This window comes from Brachyspira pilosicoli P43/6/78 (assembly GCF_000325665.1).
Lineage (GTDB): Bacteria > Spirochaetota > Brachyspiria > Brachyspirales > Brachyspiraceae > Brachyspira > Brachyspira pilosicoli.
The window spans coordinates 1,569,353-1,593,954 of sequence record NC_019908.1 but is presented as its reverse complement, the minus strand read 5'-3'; the positions used below and the strand labels follow the sequence as shown (position 1 = coordinate 1,593,954).

The window sequence follows — 24,602 nt, the reverse complement described above, 5'->3', positions numbered from 1 at the left end:
TAAATTACATCTCTACCACTAAAGCAGTACCCATACCGCCGCCTATACAAAGTGTAGCAAGACCTTTTTTAGAACCGCGTTTTTTCATTTCGTATAAAAGTGTAGTGAGTATTCTAGCTCCTGATGCTCCTATTGGGTGACCTATAGCAATAGCGCCTCCATTAACATTTACTATATCCATATTGAATTTTAGCTCACGTGCAACAGCAATAGACTGAGCAGCAAAAGCTTCGTTGCTTTCTATTAAGTCCATGTCTTCAACTGTGAGATTAGCCATTTTTAAAGCCTTTCTGCTAGCTTCTATTGGTCCAATTCCCATTATCCTAGGCTCAACACCATGAGTAGCATAACCCAAAACTTTAGCCATAGGTTTAATTCCAAGCTCATCAGCCTTTTCTTTAGACATAAGTACTACAGCAGAAGCAGCATCATTAATACCAGAAGCATTACCAGCAGTAACAGTACCGTCTTTTTTGAATGCAGGCTTTAATCTGGCTAAAGATTCCATAGTAGTACCAAATGTAGGGTGTTCATCAGTATCTACTACTATTTCTCCTTTTTTGGTCTTTATTGTAACAGGCACTATCTCATCTTTAAATCTTCCGCTTTTTATAGCAGCCTCAGCTCTGTTTTGACTTCTGCATGCAAACTCATCTTGTTCTTCTCTTGTTATTTTCCACTGTTCTGCTATATTCTCTGCAGTAACCCCCATATGATAATGCTCAAAAGCACATACAAGAGCATCATTAAGTAAAGTGTCTTGCATTTTTGTCTCACCCATTCTTGCCCCCATTCTCATAGCAGAAGAAGTATACGGTGCCATGCTCATATTTTCAGTTCCACCAGCAACCACTATATCAGCATCACCAGCTTTAATCATTTGTGCTGCCATTGATACAGCTCTAAGTCCAGAACCGCATAATATGTTTATGGTCAATGCAGGTTTTTCTACAGGTATACCAGCATTAACAGAAACCTGCCTTGCAACGTTTGGAAGAAGTGCTGATTGTATAACACAGCCAAAATAAGTTTCATCAACTTGCTCTGGTTTTATATTTGCTCTTTTTAAAGCCTCTTTCACTGCAATAGTACCAAGCTCTACAGCTGAAGTATTTGCAAATGAGCCTAAAAACTTACCGACAGGTGTTCTAACGGCACTTGCTATTACTATTTCTCTCATAATATAATCTCCTAATAAAAAGCTTATTATGTATAGTATAGTCAATAAAAATATGTTTTACAATACTTTATACTTGTTAATATAGTTTTATAGTGTATAATGAGGAAAATGAAAAAGAAGCTAGAATTACAAACCACAACTCTTTGGGATTATCCTTCCCAGCAATATTTAAAAAGTGAAGAAGAAAAGCATAAACATTATATAGGAGCAACACCTTCGTATATAATATGGAATTTATTAAATAGATACACAAAAGAAAAAGATTTAGTTGTAGACCCAATGGCTGGAAGCGGAACAACGGTTGATGTTGCAAGAGAACTCGGAAGAAGGGCTTTAGGGTATGATATTAATCCAAAGGCTTTAGAGAGAAAAGACATTTTTAGAGCAGATGCTAGAAAGATACCTATAGAAGATGAAAAGGTAGATTTTGTTTTTATTGACCCTCCTTATAGCACGCATATCAATTACTCTGATAGAAAAAAATTGCATAAGGAAAATTAACTGACTAAAACAGATGAGTATTATAATGCTATGGAGAAAGTTATATCTGAAATATTTAGAATAATGAAAAAAGATAGGTATATGGCTTTATATGTTTCAGACTCTTATGAAAAAGATTATCCTTTTATGCCTATAGGTTTTAAGCTTTTTGAGATTATGAGTAAATATTTTATGCCTATAGATATAGTTTCTGTTGTAAGGCACAATAAAAGTTTAAGCAAGGGTAATTATCATTTATCTGCTATAGAATATAATTATTATTTAAGAGGTTTTAATTATCTTTTTATAATGTACAAACAAGGAAATAAAACCATAGATAAAAACGGCAAGGTTCATTTAAGGAATTTGTAAATATATTATTTTTATGAGTTAATTATCAGTAAGATATTTTTATTGATAAAGAATTATCGAAAAAGTATATAGTTAAAACAATTTGACAAATAAAAAAAATATTATATATTGTAATAAAAAAGGTATGTAATAATCTTATGAAGAAAAATACGGCTATTGTATTAGGCGGCAGTTTCGATTTATCATTTGCAATTGGTGCTTTTTTAATAAATTTAAAAAAATATTCTCCAAATTTAGCTGATGATATAATTATTTATCATGATAATATATCTGAAAAAGATCAGGAGATTATGAATAGCATAATTCCTGTCAAATTTATTAAATTTGAATTAAATGAAAAATTAAATAATATAGATACTTTTGTAAGAGAAAGATTTTCTGATTTGATATTTTTTAAATATGAATGTCTTAAATTATTAAACGAATATAAAACAGTAATAGTTACAGATTTTGATGTATTATTATTAGATGATATTTCTGAAATAGCTATACCAAAAAATAATAATGTGAAATGTAAAATGCTTAAAGACTTTATAGAAATTATTGGCGGTGATTTGTCTCATGATATTCTTAATGAGCCATCATTTAAATATGATAAAGATATGTTTGTAATGGGTGCTGGTTTAATAGTTTTTTATGATACTATAAAAAATATTGATGAGTTATATAATTATTGTTTAGATAAAACTATGCAATATAGTAAATATTTACTTTTGCCGGAGCAAGCAATTTTTAGTTTAATGCTTCATGATTTTAATATAGAGCCGGAAGTAATAGATAGAACAATATATGTTGTACACCCTAGGGAACATCATAAATATAAAGATGCTAAAATTTTACATGCTTTTGGTCCTCAGAAATTTTGGAATTCTATAGAAAATGATTCTTGGAATGCGAATTATAAGGAATGGATTAAGCTTGGGGGAAGCAAAAAAAGAAATTCTATTTTTGTAAGTTCAAAATTAAGCCATAGAGATTTTATCATTAATAAAATTGCTTGGTGGATTCCTATAAAAAAATGGCGTGGTAGTTTTAAAAATAAATTTAGAAAAAGCAGATTCTAATTTATTTAATTTAAAAAAAAGGATAGCCTTAAAGCTATCCTTATTATATATTTTTAAAAAGGTCTTATTACCAAATCATTAAACTGGAACCCCAAGTAAATCCGCCACCGAATCCTGTAAGAAGAACTAAATCTCCGTCATTAATTTTATTTTCTTCTAAAGCATCAGTTAAAGCTAAGCCTATACTTGCTGAAGAACAGTTTCCGAATTTATTTAATACAACGCTTACTTTTTCCATAGGAAGACCTATTCTTTTTGCAACAGCCTGCATAATTCTTAAATTAGCTTGATGCGGTACAAAATATTTAACATCGCTTAATTGTTTTCCAGTAGATTCTAAAACTTTATCTATACTATTAGAAAACTCAGTAACAGCTCTCTTAAAAGTTTCAGAACCGTCCATATGTATTTTAAACTCAGGAGCTTCTAAATCATCGGCTCTTATAGGGCAAACGCTTCCGCCATTAAGTACAATACTCATATCAGGCTCGCTTTGCATATGCATGCCTATTATTCCTTTTCCGTCATCTCTTGTTGTAATTAATGAAGCAGTAGCAGCATCTCCAAAAAGAATTGCAGTACCTCTGTCTTTCCAATTAACATCTTTAGTAAGTTTTTCGCTTGAAACTATAAGTACATTTTTACACTGTCCGCTTTCTATCAAAGAAACAGCTGTGTTTAGTGAATATATATATCCAGAACAAGCAGCAGATAAGTCTAAAGCAAAACAATGATTAAGTCCTAATGCTTGTTGTAATTGTCCAGCCATAGATGGAAATATATAATCTTTTGTTACAGTAGGAACTAATATAGCATCAACTTCTTTTAAATCCACACCTTTTTTCTCTAAGTTTTTAACAGCATTAATTCCCATTTCAAAAATAGTTTCATCAGGTCTTGCCATATGTCTTGTTTCTATACCTGTACGAGTTACTATCCATTCATTATTGGTGTCTAATATGCTTTCAAAATATTTGTTGTCTAATATTCTTTCTGGTACATAATAGGCTATGTTTTTAATGTATGCTCTTTTCATTATAAGCTCCAATTTAAAATATACTTTTCTAGTATAAAATATATTACTTTTTAAAAAAAATGATATAGTTATTAGTAACTATTTTATTTCTCTTTTGCCTCTCTTACCATATTAGGATAATATTTTTTTAATTCTAAAAATGCATTCTCCACTTTTTCTGGTATATCTATATGAATTAAAAAATCTTTACCCCTTGGTCCGTAACCTTCTTTATTGTCTGTTAATCTTGGTATCTCTCCCATAAGAAGATTAATATATCTATCTATATTCCACATTCCAATAGGGTAGTTGTCATAAATTAATTTTGAATCTTTATTTATTACTTTTACTTTATATGCTGCATAGTTAATAACTTCTATACTTTTATCTATATACTTCTTTATAACAGCACTCATTCTTAGCTGCATAGATGCATCTTGAATTAATATTATATTGTTGAAATCTAATTTTTCTTTTTTTATTATTTCTAATAGATTAGTAATATTATTTCCGCAATTTGTGGAATGCAGTTCCAAAAAATCTGCTTCTAGATTGTATTTATTTTTTATATATTCATTAAATATTTCTGCTTCTGTTTTATAGTTTATGTTTGGCATTATTTCTTTTATATTATTTATTAAAGTATCTGTTGTATGTCCGTATCCTCCGACTATTATGTATTTTTTAGCAATTTTTTCTTTTATAGCTTGAGCAAATATATCGCCTCCTTCAATTATGCTTCCTCCAAATAATACGATAATATCTGCTTGATTTATATTATATTTATTTTTTAACTCTTCTTTATTTAAAAAACTAATATCTCTTGTACCGCAAAAATCTGCTAATATGTTTATATATTCTGATATTTTTTTGTAACACATAAATTATTCCATAATATTTTTTATATATATTTTTTTAATAAAACTATATAAATAAAAAAAAGCAAAAATAAGCTTTATTGCCTACTTTTGCTTTTTTATAATATTTAAAAAATTATTGGGGTATTATTCTAGTACAACAATAGCATTAGGTTCTTTTATTCTAGGTAAAACAGTTTCCATAATTCTAAAAGTATGATTAAGGTCTTTTTGCTCTAAGTATGCAGTAGACATATCAACACCAATAGCTAAATCTATATATTGAGGCTCTACACATATAATAGCAGCTTTTTTACCTTTTATTGTAGGTATATTATATAGATTATGAATCATATTAGTTATTCTTTGAGCTTCAGTCATGCCAGTACCTTGCTGTATTCTCTGTAAGTCGAAAAATAATCCCTGACTCAAAGCTAGTATTATTCTTCCAACTATTCCTTTTTCTCTAATCATATTAATAGCTTTTACAATATCAATGTAAGGATTTTCACCAGCAGACCAATCGCTAATTTTTAGTTTTTGTACACCTTTAGTGTTTAGTATTCCAGTAACTCCAACAAACTCATTACCATAAAAAATTAATTCATCTTCTTTATTTGATAAAGTTTGTGCTGCAAATGATGTTACAGATAAATCTAAAGGCATTTTATTTTTTTCATTATTTTCTATATCTCTCCAAAGAAGAGTGAAGTCTTGATATAGCTGAGGAAGTTCCACAGAATGCCTTCCAGAAGTTTTTACTATACCATCTTGAAAAACTTCTTCTCTATCATTTCTATCATATTGCACGCTTATAGTGCCAGAACCTAAAGGTCCATATATACTTAAAAATCTTCTTCCTATTAAAGTTCTGCTTGCAGTTTCTATTACTGCTTTATCTATTTTACTCCAAAAGTCGCTATCAAAAGGCGAACCATCTCTTGCTAAAAAGTCCATATATTCTCCTTTTAAATTTATTTTATAATATTTAGTATAATAATAATTATTCTTTTTTCAAACTTCCAACTGTAAGACCTGATAAATCTGGTTCTTTTATTCCCAACTCTTCCATCATTTCTTTTACTTCCATTTCTCCAGAAGCAAAATGTTCAGCCTCTTTAGGGTCTAAATGTCTTAAAAGAGCCATAAGTTCACCTACATGTGCCTTTTCCTCATCTCTAATATCAGCTAAAACTGCCTTAGCAACAGGGTCATCTGTAGCCATACAATGAGCATCATATAAATATATAGCCTCTAATTCTCCAGCTATATCCAATCTCACAGCCTGTATTAATTCTTCTTTACTAATCTTTCTTTCAACATTTGCATTAAACGGGTTTGCAAAACTAGGCATATTTTCCTCCTTTGAAATACCTAATTATACTAATACAATAAATTACTTATTAATATTAATTACTAATAACAAGTATAGTATAAAAAATTATAAAAGTCAACATATAAAACAAATATAAAAAGAAAAAATGATATGTATTTACAAATATTTTTATATTAAGTATAATTTATTAGAATATTTAGTTAATTATTTTATGGAGTTTTTTATGACTATTCAAGAAGAGTATTTTAAGAATTTATCTAATATATTAAAAATAAATTTCAATAAAAAGGGTTTTGCTTTTGATAGCTTTTCTAATAAAGAAGAGGCTAAAAAGTTTTTGTTATCTCAAATAAAAAAAGATGATGTTATAACATTCGGCGGAAGTACTAGTGTTAATCAGATGGGTATATTAGAAGATTTAAAAGATTATAAAAACTTTGTAGATAGAAACAATAAAGAATTAAAAACAGAGGCAGAGATTAAGGCTTTTACTGCTGATGTATATTTATGTTCTGCTAATGCTTTGAGTAAGAATGGAGATGTTATCGCTATAGACGGAGGCGGAAATAGGGTTTCTGCTATGATTTACGGACCAAAAAAAGTATATTTAGTTGTTGGAAGAAATAAGATTGCTAATACTCAACAAGATGCATTAAAGAGAGCTAAAGATTTTGCTGCTTCACAAAACTCTATAAGATTTAAAGTAAATAATCCTTGCAGTGTGGGTGATATGGTTTGTAATGAGAATTGCAATATAGAAGAGAGATTATGTGCTTATACTGTTATTATAAATAAATGCCATATAAAAAACAGAATACATATATTATTTATAGATGAAGAATTAGGTTTTTAATTTATTACAAATTATAGGGCTTTTAAGTTTACTAGAAGTTTTTATTTAATCACTCAATTTTTCAGTAATATAAAAAGTTCCATGAATATTTACTTTTGTAGATTTATTAGCCTCTATGATTGTTTTATCGAATGCTTCTATATTAAAGCTTACACTTCCTTCGCAGATGCCGTTTACTTCTAAAGTGTTTCCATTATCATAAAAATTAAGCATTATATTTCCGCTTGCTGAAACTGATGAGATATGGGGTATAATATATTTTGTGATATTGTCTATTACCTCATATTGAGTGCTTGATTTTCTTATAATTTTACTTTTATTTACTTCTACATCTGTGTCTGTATCTATTCCTATTATTAATGATGTTGGTATTACGGATATAATATTTCCATATTTTGAAATTTCTATTTTAAAATTTTGTAAATGCACTTCTCCTGCTGCATCAGAATATGCAATCAATGTTCCATAATATATTCCAGCATAATCATCGATATTTTTATATTGATTATTGCTTATATTATTGCTGAAAGCTAAATTTGTAAGTATTAATAAAAAGATAAATATTTTTCTCATTAATTTAAATATATCAATTTTTAATATACTTATTAATAAAAAATAATTAAAAAATATCATTATAAGCTTTTAGCCCATAAGCAGCAGAAGTATTTTTTACAGCATTGTTAATAGCTCTTCCCATTACAATGGCAGCCAAACTTCCAACCGCATCAATACTAGCCTTAATATCTCCAACAGACATAGCATAAATACTATCCCCGTCTAATGTAGTATGTACTGGTTTTATAGTTCTAGCAAAACCATTATGAGCCATAGAGGCAATTTTTCCCATTTGTGTTTTTGTAAACTTAGCATTTGTGATAATAGCTCCTATTGTTGTGTTTTCTACTAAATTAAATGATATCTCTTTATCTCTTGTGAGTTTTATCAATTCTTCTTCAGAGCTTCTAAAACTTTTTTTATCTTCACCTAAAAGCCCTGCTAATTTCTCTCCAGTGTCATAATCAAATATATCCCCAAAAGCATTAACAGAAACTATAGCTCCCACTTTAACCCCATCAACTTCTAAAGCATAAAAACCTAATCCAGATTTCATAGCATAATCAACTCCCAATATCTTACCTACAGAAGCCCCAGTACCAGCTCCATAATTACCCATTTTAGGATTATTATTCTGAGCATCAATACAAGCATTATAACCCATTTCTATATCAGGACGAACCTTATAATCTCCAACACGCAAATCAAATATACAAGACTCACAAACCAAAGGCACTTTAGTAACACCCACATCAAAACCAATATTTCTCTCTTCAAGATACTTCATCACTCCGCCAGAAGCATCAAGACCAAAAGCACTTCCACCGCTTAATAGTACAGCATGTATAACTTCTGTAGTTGCAAAAGGTTTTGTAAGTTCGCTTTCTCTCGAAGCAGGTCCTCCTCCGCGTACATCAAGAGAAGTGTTAGCACCGCGTTCGCATATTATTACAGTGCAGCCTGTAGCAGCTTCTATATTTTGAGCGTTTCCTATTTTTATATTTTCTATATCTGTGATTTTTATTTCTTTCATTTTTGATGTCCTTACTTTATTATTAAATTGTGAGTTAAATGTATATTTGATAATTATAACATAATTTAGTTTTTTTTCTTGATTTTAATTTTAACTATCTTATAATTAATATATAGGCAAATGGAGGTGCTTTATGAGGGTATTAGTTTACGATTCTAATCACACTATAAGAGATAATATCACAACAATACTGCTTATGCAAGGTTATGATGTTGTAGCAGTAAAAGATAAAAAACATATACTTCCTACTTGTTCAAAAATGCCTTTCTCTATTGCTATTATAGAAACATCTCCTTATGATGAAGAAGCTAATAATATTTTAGAAAAAATGTATTATAATGATATATATAAAAATATTAAAGTTTTAATTTACGTTCCAGAAATTACGCCTGGGTTTGTTTCTAAGATGTTTAAAATAGGTGTTGCTGGAATATTATTTAAGCCGTTTAATGAAAAAGATTTTTTCAATAGATTTTCAAATATATTATCTAAATCTAATTTACTTCCTAAGAGATTAAAATATCCTGTTATTGGCAATGTAAATTATGATATAGTATTTAGACATGAAGAAACTAAGCAGATAGTACATAGTATGATATTAGAGATGTCTGCTAGGGGGTTAAAGTTTTTAATACCAAATGAGCATGTACGTCTTAATGTTGGATATAATATACAGCTTGTTTATATGTCTATAGGTTCTTATAAGATGACATTTTCTCTAAATATTATAGAGGTAATAGGTAAAGAATATATTGGATTATTTGAGAATTTATCTTCTTTTGACCATAAAGTAATTTGTAAATTTATATACGAAAAATATATAGAAAAAAATTTAATATCTTAAGTATTGGGATTTGTTATTATGATTAAGACTTTAACTATAGCTGGTTTTGATGGTTCTGGCGGTGCTGGAATACAGGCAGATTTAAAGGTGTTTTCTGCTTTGGGCTGTTATGGAATGTGTGTATTAACTGCATTGCCTGTACAGAATACTCAAGGGGTGAGAAGCTGTTATGAGATAGATATTAAGGCTATAGAAGAGCAGTTATATTGCATATTTGATGATATAGTGCCAGATGCTATAAAAATAGGAATGCTTTTTAATAATGATATAATAAAACTTGTTGCTAACTTTTTAGAGAATAATGCTAAAAATATACCTATAATAGTTGATCCTGTTATGGTTGCAAAAAGCGGAGATAGGCTTCTTTTGGAAGATGCTGTTGAAAGCTTAAAAAAATATATTATACCTATTTCTACAGTGATTACTCCAAATATACCAGAGGCAGAGGATATTACAAACAAAAAAATTGTTACAGATGAAGACATGATTGCTGCTGCTAATGATATACTAAAAATGGGAGCAAAAAATGTAATGCTTAAGGGCGGGCATTTAGACGGAAAGCTTTCAAGAGATTTATTTATAAACTACAGAGAGCATGAGTTTCTTGATGCTATTAGAATAGATACTAAAAATACACATGGCACAGGATGCACATTATCTGCTGCTATTTGCAGTTATATTGCACATGGTAAAACTCCTTTAGAAGCATGCATTTTAGCTAAGAATTATTTATTTAATGCTTTAGAATCTGCTAAAATTGACAGTGTTGGTAAAGGTCATGGACCTGTTAATCATTTTTATGAGCTTTGGAAGTATTTAAAATTTTAATTAGTTTTTTCTAAATTGTCTATTAACTCATAATAATATTTTTTACCTTGAAATATATCTTGCGACAATATTTTTTGGGCATTTTCGTATTTAAAAATTTCAGAGTTTTCATCAATATTATTTTCTATTATCAATGAGTTATTAGTAATTTTATAATATTTATGATATGTGCTTATAGTGTTATCAATATTTTCTTTGTAAAGCAGTGAAATAATAGAGTTTTTATAATTTGTTGCTCCAGCATTAATAGCTATAAACATTGGTATATTTTCTGGAACAATATTTACTGGTGCTTTGTATGCTCCGTTAGTGCCGTCCCATATAAGAAGCGGACTTGGACTACTATCTTCTAAAAAGCTTTTCTTTATGTTTTCATCTATAGTTGAACGCTCTACTATTGCTCTTAAATATGGATACAAATGGTCATGTTTGAATATTATTAATGCATTTGGTGAATATTTTAGTATTGTGTCTCTAATTTTTATTATTTCAATTGCTGCCATTACGGAATTGTCCATAGTTTCTATGAGATTGAGTTTATCATTGCCATTAAAATAATTCATAAACTTTTTATTTTTTTCTGCTATATTAAAATCATTTTCTATATGAGAATCTGTGTGTCCTAAAATTGTAAAGCCAGATACGAATAGAGGTTTTTTAAGATTGTTTATATTAGTTTTTAGGTATGTGTTTATATTTGTGATGTTTAAACCGAATATTGAATTACTAAAACCTATTGAAGGGTAGAATGTCTTAAGGTTGTATGTGTTTAATGCTTCTTCTAATGCCAAAGTGTAGTATCCTTCTTCATTTAAAAGGCTTATTAAAGTGTTATTTATTTTTTCTGATTGAGTTTTTGGATATAGTGGGCTTGAAGCAGTAAGTCCTGCCAGTCTTGCATAAAAACTTCCATTATTAACATTTGGAGATATTTTTTGAGAGGCATTTGCCCATTTTCTATATTCTTTTGGGAATGGGTCTTTATTAAATAGTTTTACAAAATGGGAATAATCATAAAAGGACTCTAAAAATATTAAAAATATGTCTCTTTTGTTTTCACTTTCTTGTAATAATAAATTTGATATGTCTCTTTTTTCTTCATAGGATTTCAATAAGTTTATAGAGTTTAATACTGCTTCTTTGCTTGGCTTTATATTGTTTATTCTGTCATAATTTATTCTATAATTGAGTGTATATATTATTCCTCTTTTGTTGGCATTTCTTAAAAAATCTATGCTCCATATGTCAACTTTGCTTGGTCTTAAAAATAAAACATATGATATAGCTATGATTGATAATATCATAATTATTGCATTTGATTTTTTCGTTTTAAACATTCTATATAAGTTGTATATAAATAGTGATAATAAAAATAATATTGAAGAGAAATATATTATAGTGGATAGTATTGTTATAATCTTCATATATAGAGGAAGCACTGTTATAAGTGAAGAATATAGATTTGGCATATCAGAAAAAAGTATTACCATATCTAACACGCTCAATGCTATAGTCTCTATCACAAAAAAAGAAAAATTTGTTATAACACAAAATAGTATCGTAAAAATTATTCTATGATTTTTTAAATGTATAAAATTTGGTATATAGCTTAGTAAATTATATGAAATTATTACAAACAAATATGAGTACAGTATATCATAAACATTTGTTTGTAATTTTAACATTGAAAATGATGGGAGAATTAATTTAGTTATTGAGAAGTAGAGCAGAGTATGTATTATTAGAAAAAGTATATATGTTTTATAGTTTTTTATTATGTTTGGTATTATATATAAATACAGTATTGGAAATATTAGTATTATTAAAATAAAAAATATAAATACTTCTTTTTTTAATTTTAATTTGTATTCTATATTCTCTATTTTGTCGTTTGTATTTAGTTTCTTATCTGTAATTAATGTGCCGAATGAGCTTCCATTTTTAAATTTAATAGAGATTACATCTTTTATTGTTTGGTTTGTGTTTGGCTGTATTTCATATATTTTATTATTTTTAAAAATTTTTGATTTATATTTAAATGTAAAAGAGTATTTATTTTCTACAATATTTTTAAAGTCTGAGATATATGCAGTTCTTTTGAAATTCCCCATAATTGATAGAGGTATTAGTATTAATATTGATATAATTATTGTTATAATAATGTATTTATATAATTTGTTTTTCATATGTTTTCTATGCGGTATTTTTTTATTATAAAACTGTAAAAATAAAATTATGTAAATATTTTTTATTATATATTAATATTGTAAAAAATTGCTTTAAAATCTATTGACATAAAAGAAAATTAGTTATATAATTGAATACCACTTAAAATATAAGTAGTCTAAATTTCGGAGATATAAAAATGGCAGGTAATAAAGTAAAAACCGAGCAAATACATTTACAATGCACAGAATGTAAAAGAAAAAATTATATAACAACTAAAAATAAACAAAATGTTCAAGAAAAATTAGAATTAAAAAAATATTGCCCTCATGATAGAAAACACACTATCCACAGAGAATTGAAAGTTTCAAGATAATTTTTTATATATTTGGGTCAGTAGTTCAATTGGTAGAGCACCGGTCTCCAAAACCGGGTGTTGCAGGTTCGACTCCTGTCTGACCTGATTTTTTACTTAATTTAATATTAAAATTTAAGGTATTGTATATGGCAGAGAAGAAAAAGAACAAATTATTTAATTCTTTAGAAGAGATAAAAAAAGAGCTTTTTGAGAGAAGTGTATGGCCTACTCGTCAAGAGGTTCTTAATCAGACAGTTGTTGTTGTGATTTTGCTTATTTTGTCTGCTGCTTTTTTGGGTGCTGCAGATTATATAGTAACATTTCTAACTAGAGCTTTATTAGATGGTTCTATATTATCTTCTATAGCTTCATCAAAAATAGCTTTGGTTTTAATACTTCTTGTTGTGGTATTATTTGTGGTTTATTTCGCTATACGATACATTAGAAAAAATAGATATAGTAGGTGATGTATGTCTGAAGAAATGACTAGAGATTATAGATGGTATATAGTTCACACTCAGCATGGTTATGAAAATAAAGTTCGTGAACGTTTAGAAAAAAGAATTAAAGAAAATGGTATGTCTGATTTGGTAGTAGACATATATATACCTTCTGAGACTGTACAAAAAAATAAAAATAGGTAAAAAAGTAACTAAAGAAGAGTTCTTTTACCCTGGTTATGTTTTAGTTAAGATGGTAATGAATGATGCTACACAATCTATGGTAAGAAGAACACCAGGAGTAGCAGGATTTATAGGAAGTCATGCTACAACTAAAGAAGAAGGTAATATAATTCCAACTCCATTAAGCGAAGCTGATGTTGCTCGTATATTTGAAGACAGAGAAGCTAAAAACAAAAATGATATTAATGAGCTTATAGGAATGGAATTTGAAATAGGGGAGAAGGTACAAGTTATAGACGGACCTTTCAATGGTTTAAATGGCTTAATAGAGAATATTAATGCTGATAAGGGTAAGGTTACAGTAAAAATAGAGATATTTGGAAGAAGTACCCCAACAGAATTAGACTTTAATAAAGTAAAGAAATTATAATAAAAAGAGGTAGTAAAAATGGCTAAAAGAGTAGTTGGTATTGTAAAGGTTAGAATACCCGGCGGAGAGGCAACTCCTGCTCCACCACTTGGACCTGCATTAGGTCAGAAACAAATACAAATAGCCGCTTTCGTTAAAGATTTTAATGCTAAAACATCTAAAATGAAAGGTCAGCTATTAAACACTTATATAACAGTGTATGAAGATAAAACTTATACATTTGTTACTAAAGGTACATCAACTTCTACTTTAATTAAGAAGAAATTGGGTATTGAAAAAGGTTCTGGTGAGCCTAACAAAACAAAAGTTGCAACAATCAATCAAAAGCAGCTTGAAGAAATAGCTCAAGAGAAAATGGCTTATATGTCAGCTAATGATATAGAAGCAGCAAAGAAAATAGTTGCGGGTACAGCTCGTGCTATGGGTATTAAAGTAGAATAATTATTAATTAAAAATAGGCAACACCATTTATAAATAATAAATGGAAGTACGCGTTTGAAAAAGGAAAGAAAAGATGGCAACAAAAGAAAAGAAAATAGGTGGCAAACGTTACGACGCTATAAGAAAGACAGTAGAGAAATTATCACTCTATTCTGTAGAAGAGGCTATTGATTTAGCTAAGAAAAATGCTACCTGTAAATTTGATGAAACTATTGAGGTTACAATCAACCTTAATATCTTACCAAAACACACAATAAGAGATACATTATCATTCCCTAATGCTTTCGGTAAAGAGAAAAGAGTAGTAGTATTTGCTCAAGGTGAGAAAGCAGATGAGGCAAAAAATGCTGGTGCTATGGAAGTAGGTTTTGAAGATTTAATAAGCAAAATTAAAGGCGGATACACTGACTTTGATGTTGCAATATCTACACCAGACTTAATGAAAGAAGTAGGTAAATTAGGACAGATTCTTGGTAGAAAAGGACTTATGCCTAACCCTAAAACAGGAACAGTTACACTTGATATAGCTCAAGCAGTAAAAAGCTTTAAAGCAGGAAGAATGGAATACAGAGCAGACAAATTCGGTGTTGTAAGAATGGCTATAGGTAAAGCATCTATGGACGTTAATAAATTAAATGAAAACTTCAGAGCTTTTTATGATGAGATATTAAGAAAGAAACCATCAGACTTAAAAGGTGATTATATAAAAAGCGTTGGTGTAACATCAACAATGGGTGTTGGTATAAAAATAGATTATAAAAAGATAAAACTATAATTAGCTGATAAACATTTTTATAAACGAAGTCGTATTTTGTGATCCCATTATATGAATAGCTTTATAGAGATTGTTTAATATAAATAGAAGAAGGTGGATATATGCCTAATAAGAAAAATATAGAAACAGTTGCAGCTCTTAAAGAAAGTATGGGCAGTTGTGCTGGTTTAGTATTCTTCGATTATAGAGGAGTAACAGTATCACAGCTTACAGATTTAAGACGCGAATTAGCAAAAACTTCTTCTTCAATGAAAATATGCAAAAACTCATTAGTAGACATTGCTTTGAAAGATTTAGGCAGAGAAGTAAAAGATGAGATGTTTATTAACCCAACAGCAGTTGTATTTGCAAAAGAAGATATGCCTTCAGCTGCTAAGGTTATTAGTGAAGCCGCTAAAAAGAATGATAAAATCAAAATAAAAGGCGGTTACATGGGAGAGGATTTATTAGACCCTGCTAATGTACAGGTTGTAGCTAATATACCTCCAAGAGAAGTTCTACTTTCTCATCTTGTTACAGCACTCGAGTCTCCTATATCAAGTTTTGCAAACAGCTTGCAAAGCGTTATATCAGAGCTTGCTTATGTGCTTGACAGCGTTGAAGAGGAAAAAAAGAAATCAGCATAATATGTTGATATTAAATTAAAAATAAGAAATTAAAGAAAACATTTAAGGAGAATAAAAATGGCTTTAAGTAAAGAAGAAATATTACAAGCAATAGAAGAAATGAAAGTTATCGAGCTTCATGAGTTAGTAGAAGCTATAAAAGAAAAATTTAACGTAACAGCAGCTATGCCAGTAGCAGCAGTAGCAGCAGCTCCAGCAGCAGGTGGCGCAGCAGCAGCAGCTGATGAAGAAAAAAGCGATTTCGATGTTATTCTTACAGGTTTTGATGCAGCTCAAAAAATTGCTCTTATTAAAGAAGTTAGAGCAGTTAGCGGTTTAGGCTTAAAAGAAGCTAAAGACGCTGTAGAAAAAGGCGGCGAAACAATTAAATCTGGCGTTTCTAAAGATGAAGCAGCAGCTATCAAAAAACAATTAGAAGCAGCTGGTGGTAAAGTTGAAATTAAATAATATCATTAATATTTGATTATATTTAAGAAGGGTATGATACAATTTCTACCCTTCTTATTAGCGTATCTTAAGAAAATAAAAAATAATAATATATAATAACTGTTATAAATATAGTGGAGATCTTTAAATATGTCTAATAACATTCAGATAGATAATAAAGTATATAAGGAACGCGGAGTAGAATTCGCAAAAAAATACAGAATGGAGAATGGCCGTGTAAACTTTTCACGTTCGGCTTCTGTGATAGAGCCTCCAGATCTCCTCGCTATACAAAAAGAATCTTATGAAAGCTTCCTTCAGAAAGATGTTCCTGAAAATAAAAGAAAAAATGAAGGCTTACAAGAGGTTTTAACTTCTATATTCCCTATAGTGGCAACTAATGAAAAAATGCAAATAGAGTTTATTTCTTACTCTATAGGCGAGCCTAAAATATCTGAAAAAGAAGCTAGAAGAAGAGATAAAACTTATGCTTATCAATTCAAAATAAAAGTACAATTAACTGTAAGAGACCCAGAAAGAATAATAGAACAAGAAATATTTGTTGGTGAAATACCTGCTATGACAGATAGAGGTACATTCATTATTAACGGTGCTGAGAGGGTTGTTGTTTCTCAGATTCATAGGTCTCCTGGTGTTGTATTTAACCGCAGTGATAGAGATGCTATGTTTGTAGCTAAGATTATCCCTGATAGGGGTACTTGGCTCGAGTTTGAACTTGATACCAAAAAAGATATAATGTATGTAAGAATTGACAGAAAGAAAAAACTTCCTGTTACAGTATTTTTAAGAGCTATTGGTATCACAACTAATGAAGAAATTTTAAAATTATTCTATGAAATAGATAAAATATCTTTGGCTAAACTTTCTGATGAAGAGAAAAAAGCAGCACTTATAGGAAGACGTTCATATTCAACAGTATTTGATAAAGAAAACCCAGAAGAAATCATCTTAAACCCAGGCGAGCTTATTAACCAAAACTTGGCAGAAAGACTTTTAATGAGCGGTATAGATGAAATTGAAGTATTAAATATGGAAGCAATAAAAGACAATGTTACTATAATTAATACTCTAGATAAAGACACTACAAAAAATCAGAAAGAAGCTTGTACAAAGATTTATAATGTAATAAGACCGGGCGAACCTGCTTTAATAGAGAACGTTGTAAAAACTTGTAATGATTTAGTATTTGACCCTAAACTTTATGCTTTAGGTGATGTTGGACGTTACAAAATAAACAAGAGATTAAACTTCCCAGAAAGTGAGCAGGATAAGGTTTTAAGACATAAAGATATAATAGAGACAATTCGCTTTTTAATAAAAGTTTTCATAAATGAAGAGCAATTAGATGATATAGACCATTTAGGCAACAGACGTATAAGAAGCGTTGGTGAATTATTGGCTATGCAGATAAAAACAGGCTTTACAAGAATGGAGAGAGCAGCTAAAGAGAGAATGCAAATGCAAGACATGGAAGCTGTAACTCCTCAATCACTTGTAAGCATAAAAGTAATACAAGCAGTAATTAAAGAGTTTTATGGTACAAGCCAATTATCTCAGTTCATGGACCAAAACAATCCATTATCAGAGATTACACACAAAAGAAGATTAAACGCTTTAGGTCCTGGAGGTCTTACAAGAGATAGGGCTGGTTTTGAGGTTCGTGACGTACACCATACTCACTACGGTAAAATATGTCCTATTGAAACTCCTGAAGGTCCAAACATTGGTCTTATAGTTTCACTTGCTACTTATGCTAAAATAAATAAACATGGATTCTTAGAGACTCCATATAGAAAAGTTGTTAATGGTAAAGTAACTGATGAGATAGAATACTTAACAGCTCATGATGAAGAGCGTTATCATATTGCTGATGCTAATGCTCCTTTAAATGAAGATGGAACATTCAAAGAAAATCTTATTTCTACAAGATACAGAAGTGAATTCCCATATTCTACACCAGATCAAGTACAGTATATGGACGTTTCACCTCAGCAGATTGTTTCACTTTCAAGCTCACTTATTCCATTCTTAGAGCATGACGACGCTAACAGAGCTTTGATGGGTTCAAACATGCAACGTCAAAGTGTACCTCTTTTATTCCCAGAATCACCTATAGTTGGTACTGGAGTAGAAGCAAAAATCTGTCAGCCTGGCACAGGAATAGCAGTTCATGCAAAAAGAGCTGGTAAGGTTATAAAAGTAGTTCATGATGAAATAGTTATTAAACCTACTAAACAAAATAGTGATGATGATTATGATGTTTATGAACTTATAAAATATCAAAGAACTAACCAAGATACTAATTATCATCAAAGACCTGTAGTTAATGTTGGGGACACTGTTAAAGCTGGCGGGCTTTTAGCTGACGGTCCTGCTACAGACCATGGTGAATTGGCACTTGGAAGAAACGTTTTAGCAGCATTCATGATTTTTGAAGGTTACAACTTCGAGGACGCTATTCTTTTAAGCAAAAGATTAGTACAAGAAGATGTATTTACTTCAATTCACATAGAAGAGTTTTCAGTTGAAGCTCGTGAGACAAAATTAGATAAAGAAAATATTACTAGAGATATACCAAATGTACCAGATTCTGCATTCAAAAATCTTGATGAGAGAGGTATTGTAAGAATAGGTGCTAAAGTAAAAGCTGGAGATATATTAGTTGGTAAAGTAACTCCTAAAGGTGAAACAGAAGTTACTCCAGAATATAGACTTCTTCATTCAATATTTGGTGAGAAGTCAAGAGATGTAAAAGATACTTCTTTAAGAGTTCCTCATGGTAAAGACGGTACTGTTATAGATGTAAGAGTTTACAGCAGAGAAAATGGCGATGAATTAAAGCCTGGTGTTGAGGAAGTAGTAAAAGTATTCTTAGCTAAGAAGCGTATAATACAAGAAGGCGACAAAATGGCTGGTCGTCACGGTAACAAAGGGGTTGTTGCTAGAATAATGCCTATAGAAGATATGCCTTATTTAGAGGACGGTACTCCTGTAGATATTTGTTTGAACCCTCTTGGTGTACCTTCTCGTATGAACATTGGTCAGGTAATTGAGATGTTACTCGGTTGGACTGGTCATAAGATGGGCTTAAAATATGCTTGTCCTGTATTTGAAGGTCCTAAAGAAGATGAGTTAAAAGAGGCTATGATATCAGCTGGTCTTAACCCTACTGGTAAAGTAAAACTCTTTGACGGCAGAACAGGAGAGCCTTTCAAAAATGATGTAGCAGTAGGATACATGTATATGCTTAAACTTAACCACTTGGTTGAAGATAAGGTTCACGCTAGAAGTACTGGTCCTTACTCACTTGTTACTCAGCAGCCTTTGGGCGGTAAATCACAATTCGGTGGTCAGCGTTTAGGAGAGATGGAAGTGTGGGCATTAGAGGCTTATGGAGCTGCAAATATGCTTCAAGAGTTCTTAACTGTCAAATCTGACGATATGACAGGTCGTGCTAGAATATATGAATCTATTGTTAAAGGTGATGTTATATCTTCTCCAGGTATACCTGAAAGCTTTAACGTATTGGTTCAAGAGCTTAGAGGCTTAGGTCTTAATATCACTATTCACGATGAAGAGGGCAATCAGCTTCCTTCTACTGAAAAAGAATTAAAGAAAAAAACTAAAAAACAAACTAAGATTTTTAAATAATTAGGAGAAGTTTAATGCAATTTACAAACTTTGACCAAATAAAAATAGGTATAGCAAGTCCTCAGGTTATGAGAGAGTGGAGTTATGGCGAAGTTAAAAAACCAGAAACTATCAACTACAGAACTTTAAGACCTGAGAGAGATGGGCTTTTTTGTGAGAAGATATTTGGAACTACTAAAGAATATGAATGTTATTGCGGTAAGTTTAAAAGCAAACGTTATAAAGGTGTTGTTTGTGATAAGTGTGGAGTTGAAGTTACACATTTCAAAGTAAGACGTGAGAGAATGGGTCATATAGAGTTAGCTGCTCCTGTTGCTCATATTTGGTATTATAGAAACACTCCTTCTAGAATCGGACTTCTTCTAAACATGAATATATCTCATTTAAGAAGCGTACTTTATTTTGAGAGATATGTTGTTATTGATGCGGGTGATAGTGATTATTCTAAGGGTGATTTGCTTACTGAAGATGAATATAATGAAGCTTTAGATAGATATGGTGATAATATTCGTATTGGTATAGGTGCTGAAGGTATACGTGATATGCTTAAAGACCTTGACATGGACGAAGAAATCAGAAAGCTTAGAGAAGAGATGATTAAAAAGGGTGAGAAATCTGACAGAAGACTTAGAAAACGTCTTGAGATTTTTGAAGATTTCAAATCATCAGGTAATGACCCTACTTGGATGATACTTGATGTAGTACCTGTTATTCCGCCAGAATTAAGACCTATGGTTCAGCTTGATGGTGGAAGATTTGCTACTTCAGATTTGAATGACCTTTATAGAAGAGTTATAAACAGAAATATTCGTTTAAGGAGATTATTAGTTTTAAGAGCTCCTGATATCATTATAAGAAACGAAAAAAGAATGCTTCAAGAGGCTGTTGATGCTTTATTTGATAACAGCAAGAGAAAAAAAGTTGTAAAAGGACCTGGAAACAGAGCTTTGAAATCACTTTCAGATATGTTAAAAGGTAAGCAAGGTCGTTTCCGTCAAAACCTTTTAGGTAAACGTGTTGACTATTCAGGCCGTTCAGTTATTGTTGCTGGTCCTAGACTTAAAATGCATCAATGCGGTCTTCCTAAAAAAATGGCTGTAGAATTATTTAAGCCATTCATTATGAAAAAATTAGTTGAGATTAATTCTGCTCATAACATAAAATCTGCAAAAAGATTTGTAGAAGAGGGCAGAGAAGAAGTTTGGGGAGTATTAGAAGAGATTGCTAAAGAGCACCCAGTTCTTTTAAACCGTGCTCCGACACTTCACAGACTTGGTATTCAGGCTTTTGAACCTGTACTTGTTGAAGGAAAAGCAATTCAGCTTCACCCACTTGTTTGTCACGCTTATAACGCTGACTTTGACGGTGACCAGATGGCAGTTCACACTCCGCTTTCTGCAGAATCACAAATTGAAGCTTGGACTTTAATGCTTGCTCCTCATAACATATTAAACCCTGCTAACGGTGAGCCTATTGTTAATCCTACTCAGGATATAGTTCTTGGTATTAGTTATTTAACTAAATTAAGAAGCGGTATGAAGGGTGAAAATAAAGTATTTGCTTCTCCTGAAGATGCTTTACTTGCTTATGACAGTAATTTGATTGAGCTTGAAGCTAGAATTAAAGTTCTTATGAAAGATAAAAACGGAGAAGAGAAATTTGTTGAAACTTCTGTTGGAAGAATTAAGTTTAATCAGGTGATACCTGAGGACTTTAGATTCCAAAACAGAGATTTCGGAAGTAAAGATTTAGCTAAATTTATTCATGAAGTATATTTAAAACATGGTACTGCTATTACTGTTAATATGCTTGATGATATTAAAGAACTTGGATACCAAAGTGCTACTGTATTTGGTTCTACAATATCTGTATCTGATATACTTATTCCTCCAATGAAAAAACATGAAATTGAAGAGGCTACTAAACAGGTAGAACAGCTTAGAGACCAGTACATGAACGGTATTATTACTGATGACGAGAGAAGCCAGAAGGTAAAGGACTTGTGGACTGCTGTAGAGGGTAGAATTACCGACGCTATGATGGATAACTTGAGACAAGACCAAGACGGATTTAACCCTATATACATAATGGCAGAGTCTGGAGCTAGAGGTTCTAAGCAGCAGATAAGACAGCTTGCTAGTATGAGAGGCCTTATGGCTAAGCCTAATGGTGATATTATAGAGCTTCCTATTATTTCAAACTTCAAAGAGGGTCTTACTGTACAAGAGTACTTTATCTCTACTCACGGTGCTAGAAAAGGTCTTGCTGATACTGCATTAAAAACTTCTAGTGCTGGTTATCTTACTAGAAAATTGGTTGACGTTGCTATTGGGGTTGTTGTTTCAGAACATGACTGCGGTACTGTTAAAGGTATTGAGATTGAACCTATTAAAGAATATGATGAGATTAAAAAATCATTAAAAGAGAGAGTTGTTGGTTTCTTCAGTAATGAACATATTTATCACCCTCAAACTAAAGAGCTTATATGTGAGGCTAATACTGAAATTACAGAAGAGATTGCTGATAGAATAGAGCAGGCTGGTATAGAGAAAATAAGAATAAGACACCCTCTTACTTGTGAAAGCAGAATGGGTGTTTGTCAGAAATGTTATGGTAGAAGCTTATCTACTAACACACTTGCTTCTATTGGTGAGGCTGTTGGTGTTGTGGCAGCTCAAAGTATTGGTCAGCCTGGTACACAGCTTACAATGAGAACATTCCACATTGGTGGTGTTGCTACTCAGTCTGTTGAAGAAAATGAAGTTAAGCTTAATTACCCTATATATATTGAGCAGTTCTCTAACTATGTTGTACAGCCTAATGGTGTTAAAATTACAGCAAGAAATGGTGAGCTTTTAATAAGACGTGTACTTAACAAATGGGAAAAAAGCTCTATAAAAGATATATTAAAAGAAAACAATGCAAAAGTACTTATAGGGGACGTTATTGCTACTACAAAAGATGGTGAAGATATAAAAGCTACACATAATGGTACTTTGAAAATCACTAGCGATAACAAATATGTAATGATTACAGGTGCTAAGCATAATATACCTATTAAAGTAGGTAGTGAATATAGAGTTAATGAGAATGTATTTATTGATGCTAATACAGTAATTGCTAGCTTCGATGGTTATAATGAACCTATAATATCTGAAAAAGCTGGTATAGTAAGATATCAAGACATCATTACTGGTAGAACTATGGTTGAGGCTATAGACGAACAAACTGGTAACGTTACTAAGATTATTCAAGAGTTTAAAGATGCTAGTATGCAGCCAAAAATACTCATTGTTGATGGTGATGATATTTTTGAAACTGATATACCTAATGGTGCTCAGCTTATGGTTGAAAATAACCAAAAAGTTGAAGTGGGTGAGGTTATAGCTAAAACTACTCGTGTACAACAGAAAAGTAATGACATTACAGGTGGTTTGCCTCGTGTACAAGAGTTGCTTGAGGCTCAAAAACCTAAAGATACTGCTATTATTGCTGGTATTGACGGTGAGGTTGAAATTGGCGGTTCTCATAAGGGTAAAAAAGTAGTTAAAATTAGAAACGAGTTTGATGAAACTAAACACTTAGTTCCTCATGGTAAAAAATTGTTGGTAAGAAATGGGGACTATGTTAAAACTGGTACTCAATTATGTGACGGTAAAATTAACCCTCATGATATATTGGAAACTCAGGGTGATTTGGCTTTACAAACTTATTTGCTTGAAGAGATACAGAGCGTTTATAATAAGCAGGGTGTAGGTATTAACGACAAGCACTTCGCTTTAATTATTAGACAGATGCTTAGAAGACTTGAGATTATTGACCCAGGTGATACTAAATATATTGTTGGTCAGTATGTTGATAAGTATGAGTTTGAAGAAGAAAACAGACGTTATGAAGAGGCTGGCGGTTCTCCTGCAAGCGGTAAGCCTGTACTTCTTGGTTTAACTAAAGCTGCTCTTAATACTGAAAGCTTTATATCTTCTGCTTCATTCCAAGAGACTACTAAAGTATTGACTAATGCTGCTATTAAAGGTAAAGTTGATAAGTTGCTTGGATTAAAAGAAAACGTTATTATCGGACATCTTATACCTGCTGGTACTGGTGTTAAACTTTATAATAAATTACATGTTTACAACAAAGAAATCGGTGATATGAGTAATGATAATGATATAGATTCTTCAGCTAAAGAAGAAGATGTAATGCAAATTACAGTTTGATAAAAAAATCATATTGATGATATAAAAAGCGATAGTACGGATTGTATTATCGCTTTTTTATTTATACTCAAGCAACTATATTTTTCTATATAAGTTTTTATTTTCTTCAACTTTTTCCCGCCTTCGCGGTGCGGACTTCGTCAAAGTTTTTACCCTACGGGTACGCTTTGCGAAAAGTGCAAAATATTTCAGTTTTATATCTAAGAAATATGTAAATAACATATTCTATTTTTTAACTATATCTAAATTCTACTTCATAAAAATGCAGTCCTTTTGCTTCTTTGGGTCACCAAAAGAAGTGGGGTGCGGGGCAAAGCCCTGCAAAAATTTTTATTTAAAAAATATTTTTTTGACATTAATTTTTATTTTATTCAACTTTTACCGCCGATACGCTCTGCGGACTTCATAAAAGTTTTTACCCTACGGGTATGCTTCGTGAAAAGTGCAAATA

At 30.9% G+C, this 24,602-nt stretch carries 24 protein-coding genes and 1 tRNA gene; 17 read left to right on the top strand and 8 right to left on the bottom strand.

What is annotated here, in order from left to right; translation table 11 throughout:
* Positions 1-4 precede the first annotated feature (4 nt).
* A complete protein-coding gene (locus tag BPP43_RS07060) occupies positions 5-1,180 on the bottom strand; it encodes an acetyl-CoA C-acetyltransferase (protein ID WP_013244475.1) in 1,176 nt (391 codons plus the stop codon).
* A gap of 108 nt (positions 1,181-1,288) precedes the next feature.
* Between BPP43_RS07060 and BPP43_RS12240 the strand changes: the two genes are divergently transcribed.
* The 3 genes from BPP43_RS12240 (at position 1,289) to BPP43_RS07050 (ending at position 3,096) form a co-directional block, all read left to right on the top strand.
* A complete protein-coding gene (locus tag BPP43_RS12240) occupies positions 1,289-1,681 on the top strand; it encodes a TRM11 family SAM-dependent methyltransferase (protein WP_252832286.1) in 393 nt (130 codons plus the stop codon).
* 30 nt (positions 1,682-1,711) lie between these two features.
* The gene (locus BPP43_RS12235) at positions 1,712-2,032 is read left to right on the top strand and encodes a hypothetical protein (RefSeq protein WP_252832285.1); all 321 of its coding nucleotides are present in this window, start codon (positions 1,712-1,714) and stop codon (positions 2,030-2,032) included.
* 137 nt (positions 2,033-2,169) lie between these two features.
* Entirely contained in the window at positions 2,170-3,096 is a 927-nt protein-coding gene (locus BPP43_RS07050; RefSeq protein WP_015274560.1) for a glycosyltransferase family protein, read from the top strand.
* A gap of 67 nt (positions 3,097-3,163) precedes the next feature.
* On the opposite strand, the gene BPP43_RS07045 is transcribed toward BPP43_RS07050, so the two are convergent.
* From BPP43_RS07045 to BPP43_RS07030, 4 genes are all read right to left on the bottom strand, one after another.
* Entirely contained in the window at positions 3,164-4,132 is a 969-nt protein-coding gene (locus BPP43_RS07045) for a beta-ketoacyl-ACP synthase III (RefSeq protein WP_014936758.1), read from the bottom strand.
* Positions 4,133-4,215: 83 nt separating this feature from the next.
* A complete protein-coding gene (locus tag BPP43_RS07040) occupies positions 4,216-4,992 on the bottom strand; it encodes a YdcF family protein (protein ID WP_015274559.1) in 777 nt (258 codons plus the stop codon).
* Positions 4,993-5,115: 123 nt separating this feature from the next.
* Positions 5,116-5,925 (bottom strand): family 1 encapsulin nanocompartment shell protein, encoded by an 810-nt coding sequence (locus tag BPP43_RS07035; protein WP_013244480.1) that lies wholly within the window; start codon positions 5,923-5,925, stop codon positions 5,116-5,118.
* A gap of 46 nt (positions 5,926-5,971) precedes the next feature.
* The gene (locus BPP43_RS07030) at positions 5,972-6,322 is read right to left on the bottom strand and encodes a demethoxyubiquinone hydroxylase family protein (protein ID WP_013244481.1); all 351 of its coding nucleotides are present in this window, start codon (positions 6,320-6,322) and stop codon (positions 5,972-5,974) included.
* Positions 6,323-6,527: 205 nt separating this feature from the next.
* Here BPP43_RS07030 and BPP43_RS07025 point away from each other — a divergent pair, with 205 nt between their 5' ends.
* Positions 6,528-7,157: a lactate utilization protein gene (locus BPP43_RS07025; protein ID WP_015274558.1), complete on the top strand. Its 630-nt coding sequence runs from the start codon at positions 6,528-6,530 to the stop codon at positions 7,155-7,157.
* Positions 7,158-7,202: 45 nt separating this feature from the next.
* Here the strand turns inward: BPP43_RS07025 and BPP43_RS07020 are convergent, their stop codons facing one another.
* Together BPP43_RS07020 and BPP43_RS07015 are read right to left on the bottom strand one after the other, a co-directional pair.
* Positions 7,203-7,730, bottom strand: coding sequence for a hypothetical protein (locus tag BPP43_RS07020; RefSeq protein WP_041752876.1), 528 nt, complete (start codon positions 7,728-7,730; stop codon positions 7,203-7,205).
* A 46-nt stretch (positions 7,731-7,776) separates the two neighbouring features.
* Positions 7,777-8,745: a P1 family peptidase gene (locus BPP43_RS07015; RefSeq protein ID WP_015274556.1), complete on the bottom strand. Its 969-nt coding sequence runs from the start codon at positions 8,743-8,745 to the stop codon at positions 7,777-7,779.
* 133 nt (positions 8,746-8,878) lie between these two features.
* Here BPP43_RS07015 and BPP43_RS07010 point away from each other — a divergent pair, with 133 nt between their 5' ends.
* Together BPP43_RS07010 and thiD are read left to right on the top strand one after the other, a co-directional pair.
* Positions 8,879-9,589, top strand: coding sequence for an ANTAR domain-containing protein (locus tag BPP43_RS07010; RefSeq protein ID WP_015274555.1), 711 nt, complete (start codon positions 8,879-8,881; stop codon positions 9,587-9,589).
* A gap of 18 nt (positions 9,590-9,607) precedes the next feature.
* Positions 9,608-10,417, top strand: coding sequence for a bifunctional hydroxymethylpyrimidine kinase/phosphomethylpyrimidine kinase (gene thiD / locus BPP43_RS07005; RefSeq protein WP_015274554.1), 810 nt, complete (start codon positions 9,608-9,610; stop codon positions 10,415-10,417).
* Here the strand turns inward: thiD and BPP43_RS07000 are convergent.
* A complete protein-coding gene (locus BPP43_RS07000; RefSeq protein WP_041752826.1) occupies positions 10,414-12,603 on the bottom strand; it encodes an LTA synthase family protein in 2,190 nt (729 codons plus the stop codon). The two genes, thiD and BPP43_RS07000, sit on opposite strands and share 4 nt — an antisense overlap.
* Positions 12,604-12,782: 179 nt before the next feature.
* Here BPP43_RS07000 and rpmG point away from each other — a divergent pair, with 179 nt between their 5' ends.
* From rpmG to rpoC, 11 genes are all read left to right on the top strand, one after another.
* Entirely contained in the window at positions 12,783-12,959 is a 177-nt protein-coding gene (gene rpmG / locus BPP43_RS06995) for a 50S ribosomal protein L33 (RefSeq protein ID WP_013244490.1), read from the top strand.
* 14 nt (positions 12,960-12,973) lie between these two features.
* Positions 12,974-13,046, top strand: a tRNA-Trp gene (locus BPP43_RS06990).
* Positions 13,047-13,087: 41 nt separating this feature from the next.
* Complete coding sequence (gene secE / locus BPP43_RS06985) at positions 13,088-13,408, top strand: preprotein translocase subunit SecE (RefSeq protein WP_013244491.1); 321 nt, start codon at positions 13,088-13,090, stop codon at positions 13,406-13,408.
* Between the two features lie 3 nt (positions 13,409-13,411).
* Positions 13,412-13,585: a transcription termination/antitermination NusG family protein gene (locus BPP43_RS12230; protein WP_252832284.1), complete on the top strand. Its 174-nt coding sequence runs from the start codon at positions 13,412-13,414 to the stop codon at positions 13,583-13,585.
* 55 nt (positions 13,586-13,640) lie between these two features.
* Positions 13,641-13,994: a transcription termination/antitermination protein NusG gene (gene nusG, locus BPP43_RS12225; RefSeq protein WP_252832283.1), complete on the top strand. Its 354-nt coding sequence runs from the start codon at positions 13,641-13,643 to the stop codon at positions 13,992-13,994.
* Positions 13,995-14,012: 18 nt separating this feature from the next.
* Complete coding sequence (rplK, locus tag BPP43_RS06975; RefSeq protein WP_013244493.1) at positions 14,013-14,435, top strand: 50S ribosomal protein L11; 423 nt, start codon at positions 14,013-14,015, stop codon at positions 14,433-14,435.
* Positions 14,436-14,508: 73 nt separating this feature from the next.
* On the top strand, positions 14,509-15,210 hold the full coding sequence (gene rplA / locus BPP43_RS06970; protein WP_013244494.1) for a 50S ribosomal protein L1: 702 nt from the start codon (positions 14,509-14,511) through the stop codon (positions 15,208-15,210).
* Positions 15,211-15,311: 101 nt separating this feature from the next.
* Positions 15,312-15,836: a 50S ribosomal protein L10 gene (gene rplJ / locus BPP43_RS06965; RefSeq protein ID WP_013244495.1), complete on the top strand. Its 525-nt coding sequence runs from the start codon at positions 15,312-15,314 to the stop codon at positions 15,834-15,836.
* Positions 15,837-15,893: 57 nt separating this feature from the next.
* Positions 15,894-16,283: a 50S ribosomal protein L7/L12 gene (gene rplL / locus BPP43_RS06960; RefSeq protein ID WP_013244496.1), complete on the top strand. Its 390-nt coding sequence runs from the start codon at positions 15,894-15,896 to the stop codon at positions 16,281-16,283.
* 129 nt (positions 16,284-16,412) lie between these two features.
* Positions 16,413-19,934: a DNA-directed RNA polymerase subunit beta gene (gene rpoB, locus BPP43_RS06955; RefSeq protein WP_013244497.1), complete on the top strand. Its 3,522-nt coding sequence runs from the start codon at positions 16,413-16,415 to the stop codon at positions 19,932-19,934.
* A 14-nt stretch (positions 19,935-19,948) separates the two neighbouring features.
* Complete coding sequence (gene rpoC / locus BPP43_RS06950) at positions 19,949-24,151, top strand: DNA-directed RNA polymerase subunit beta' (RefSeq protein ID WP_015274553.1); 4,203 nt, start codon at positions 19,949-19,951, stop codon at positions 24,149-24,151.
* Positions 24,152-24,602: the final 451 nt, after the last annotated feature.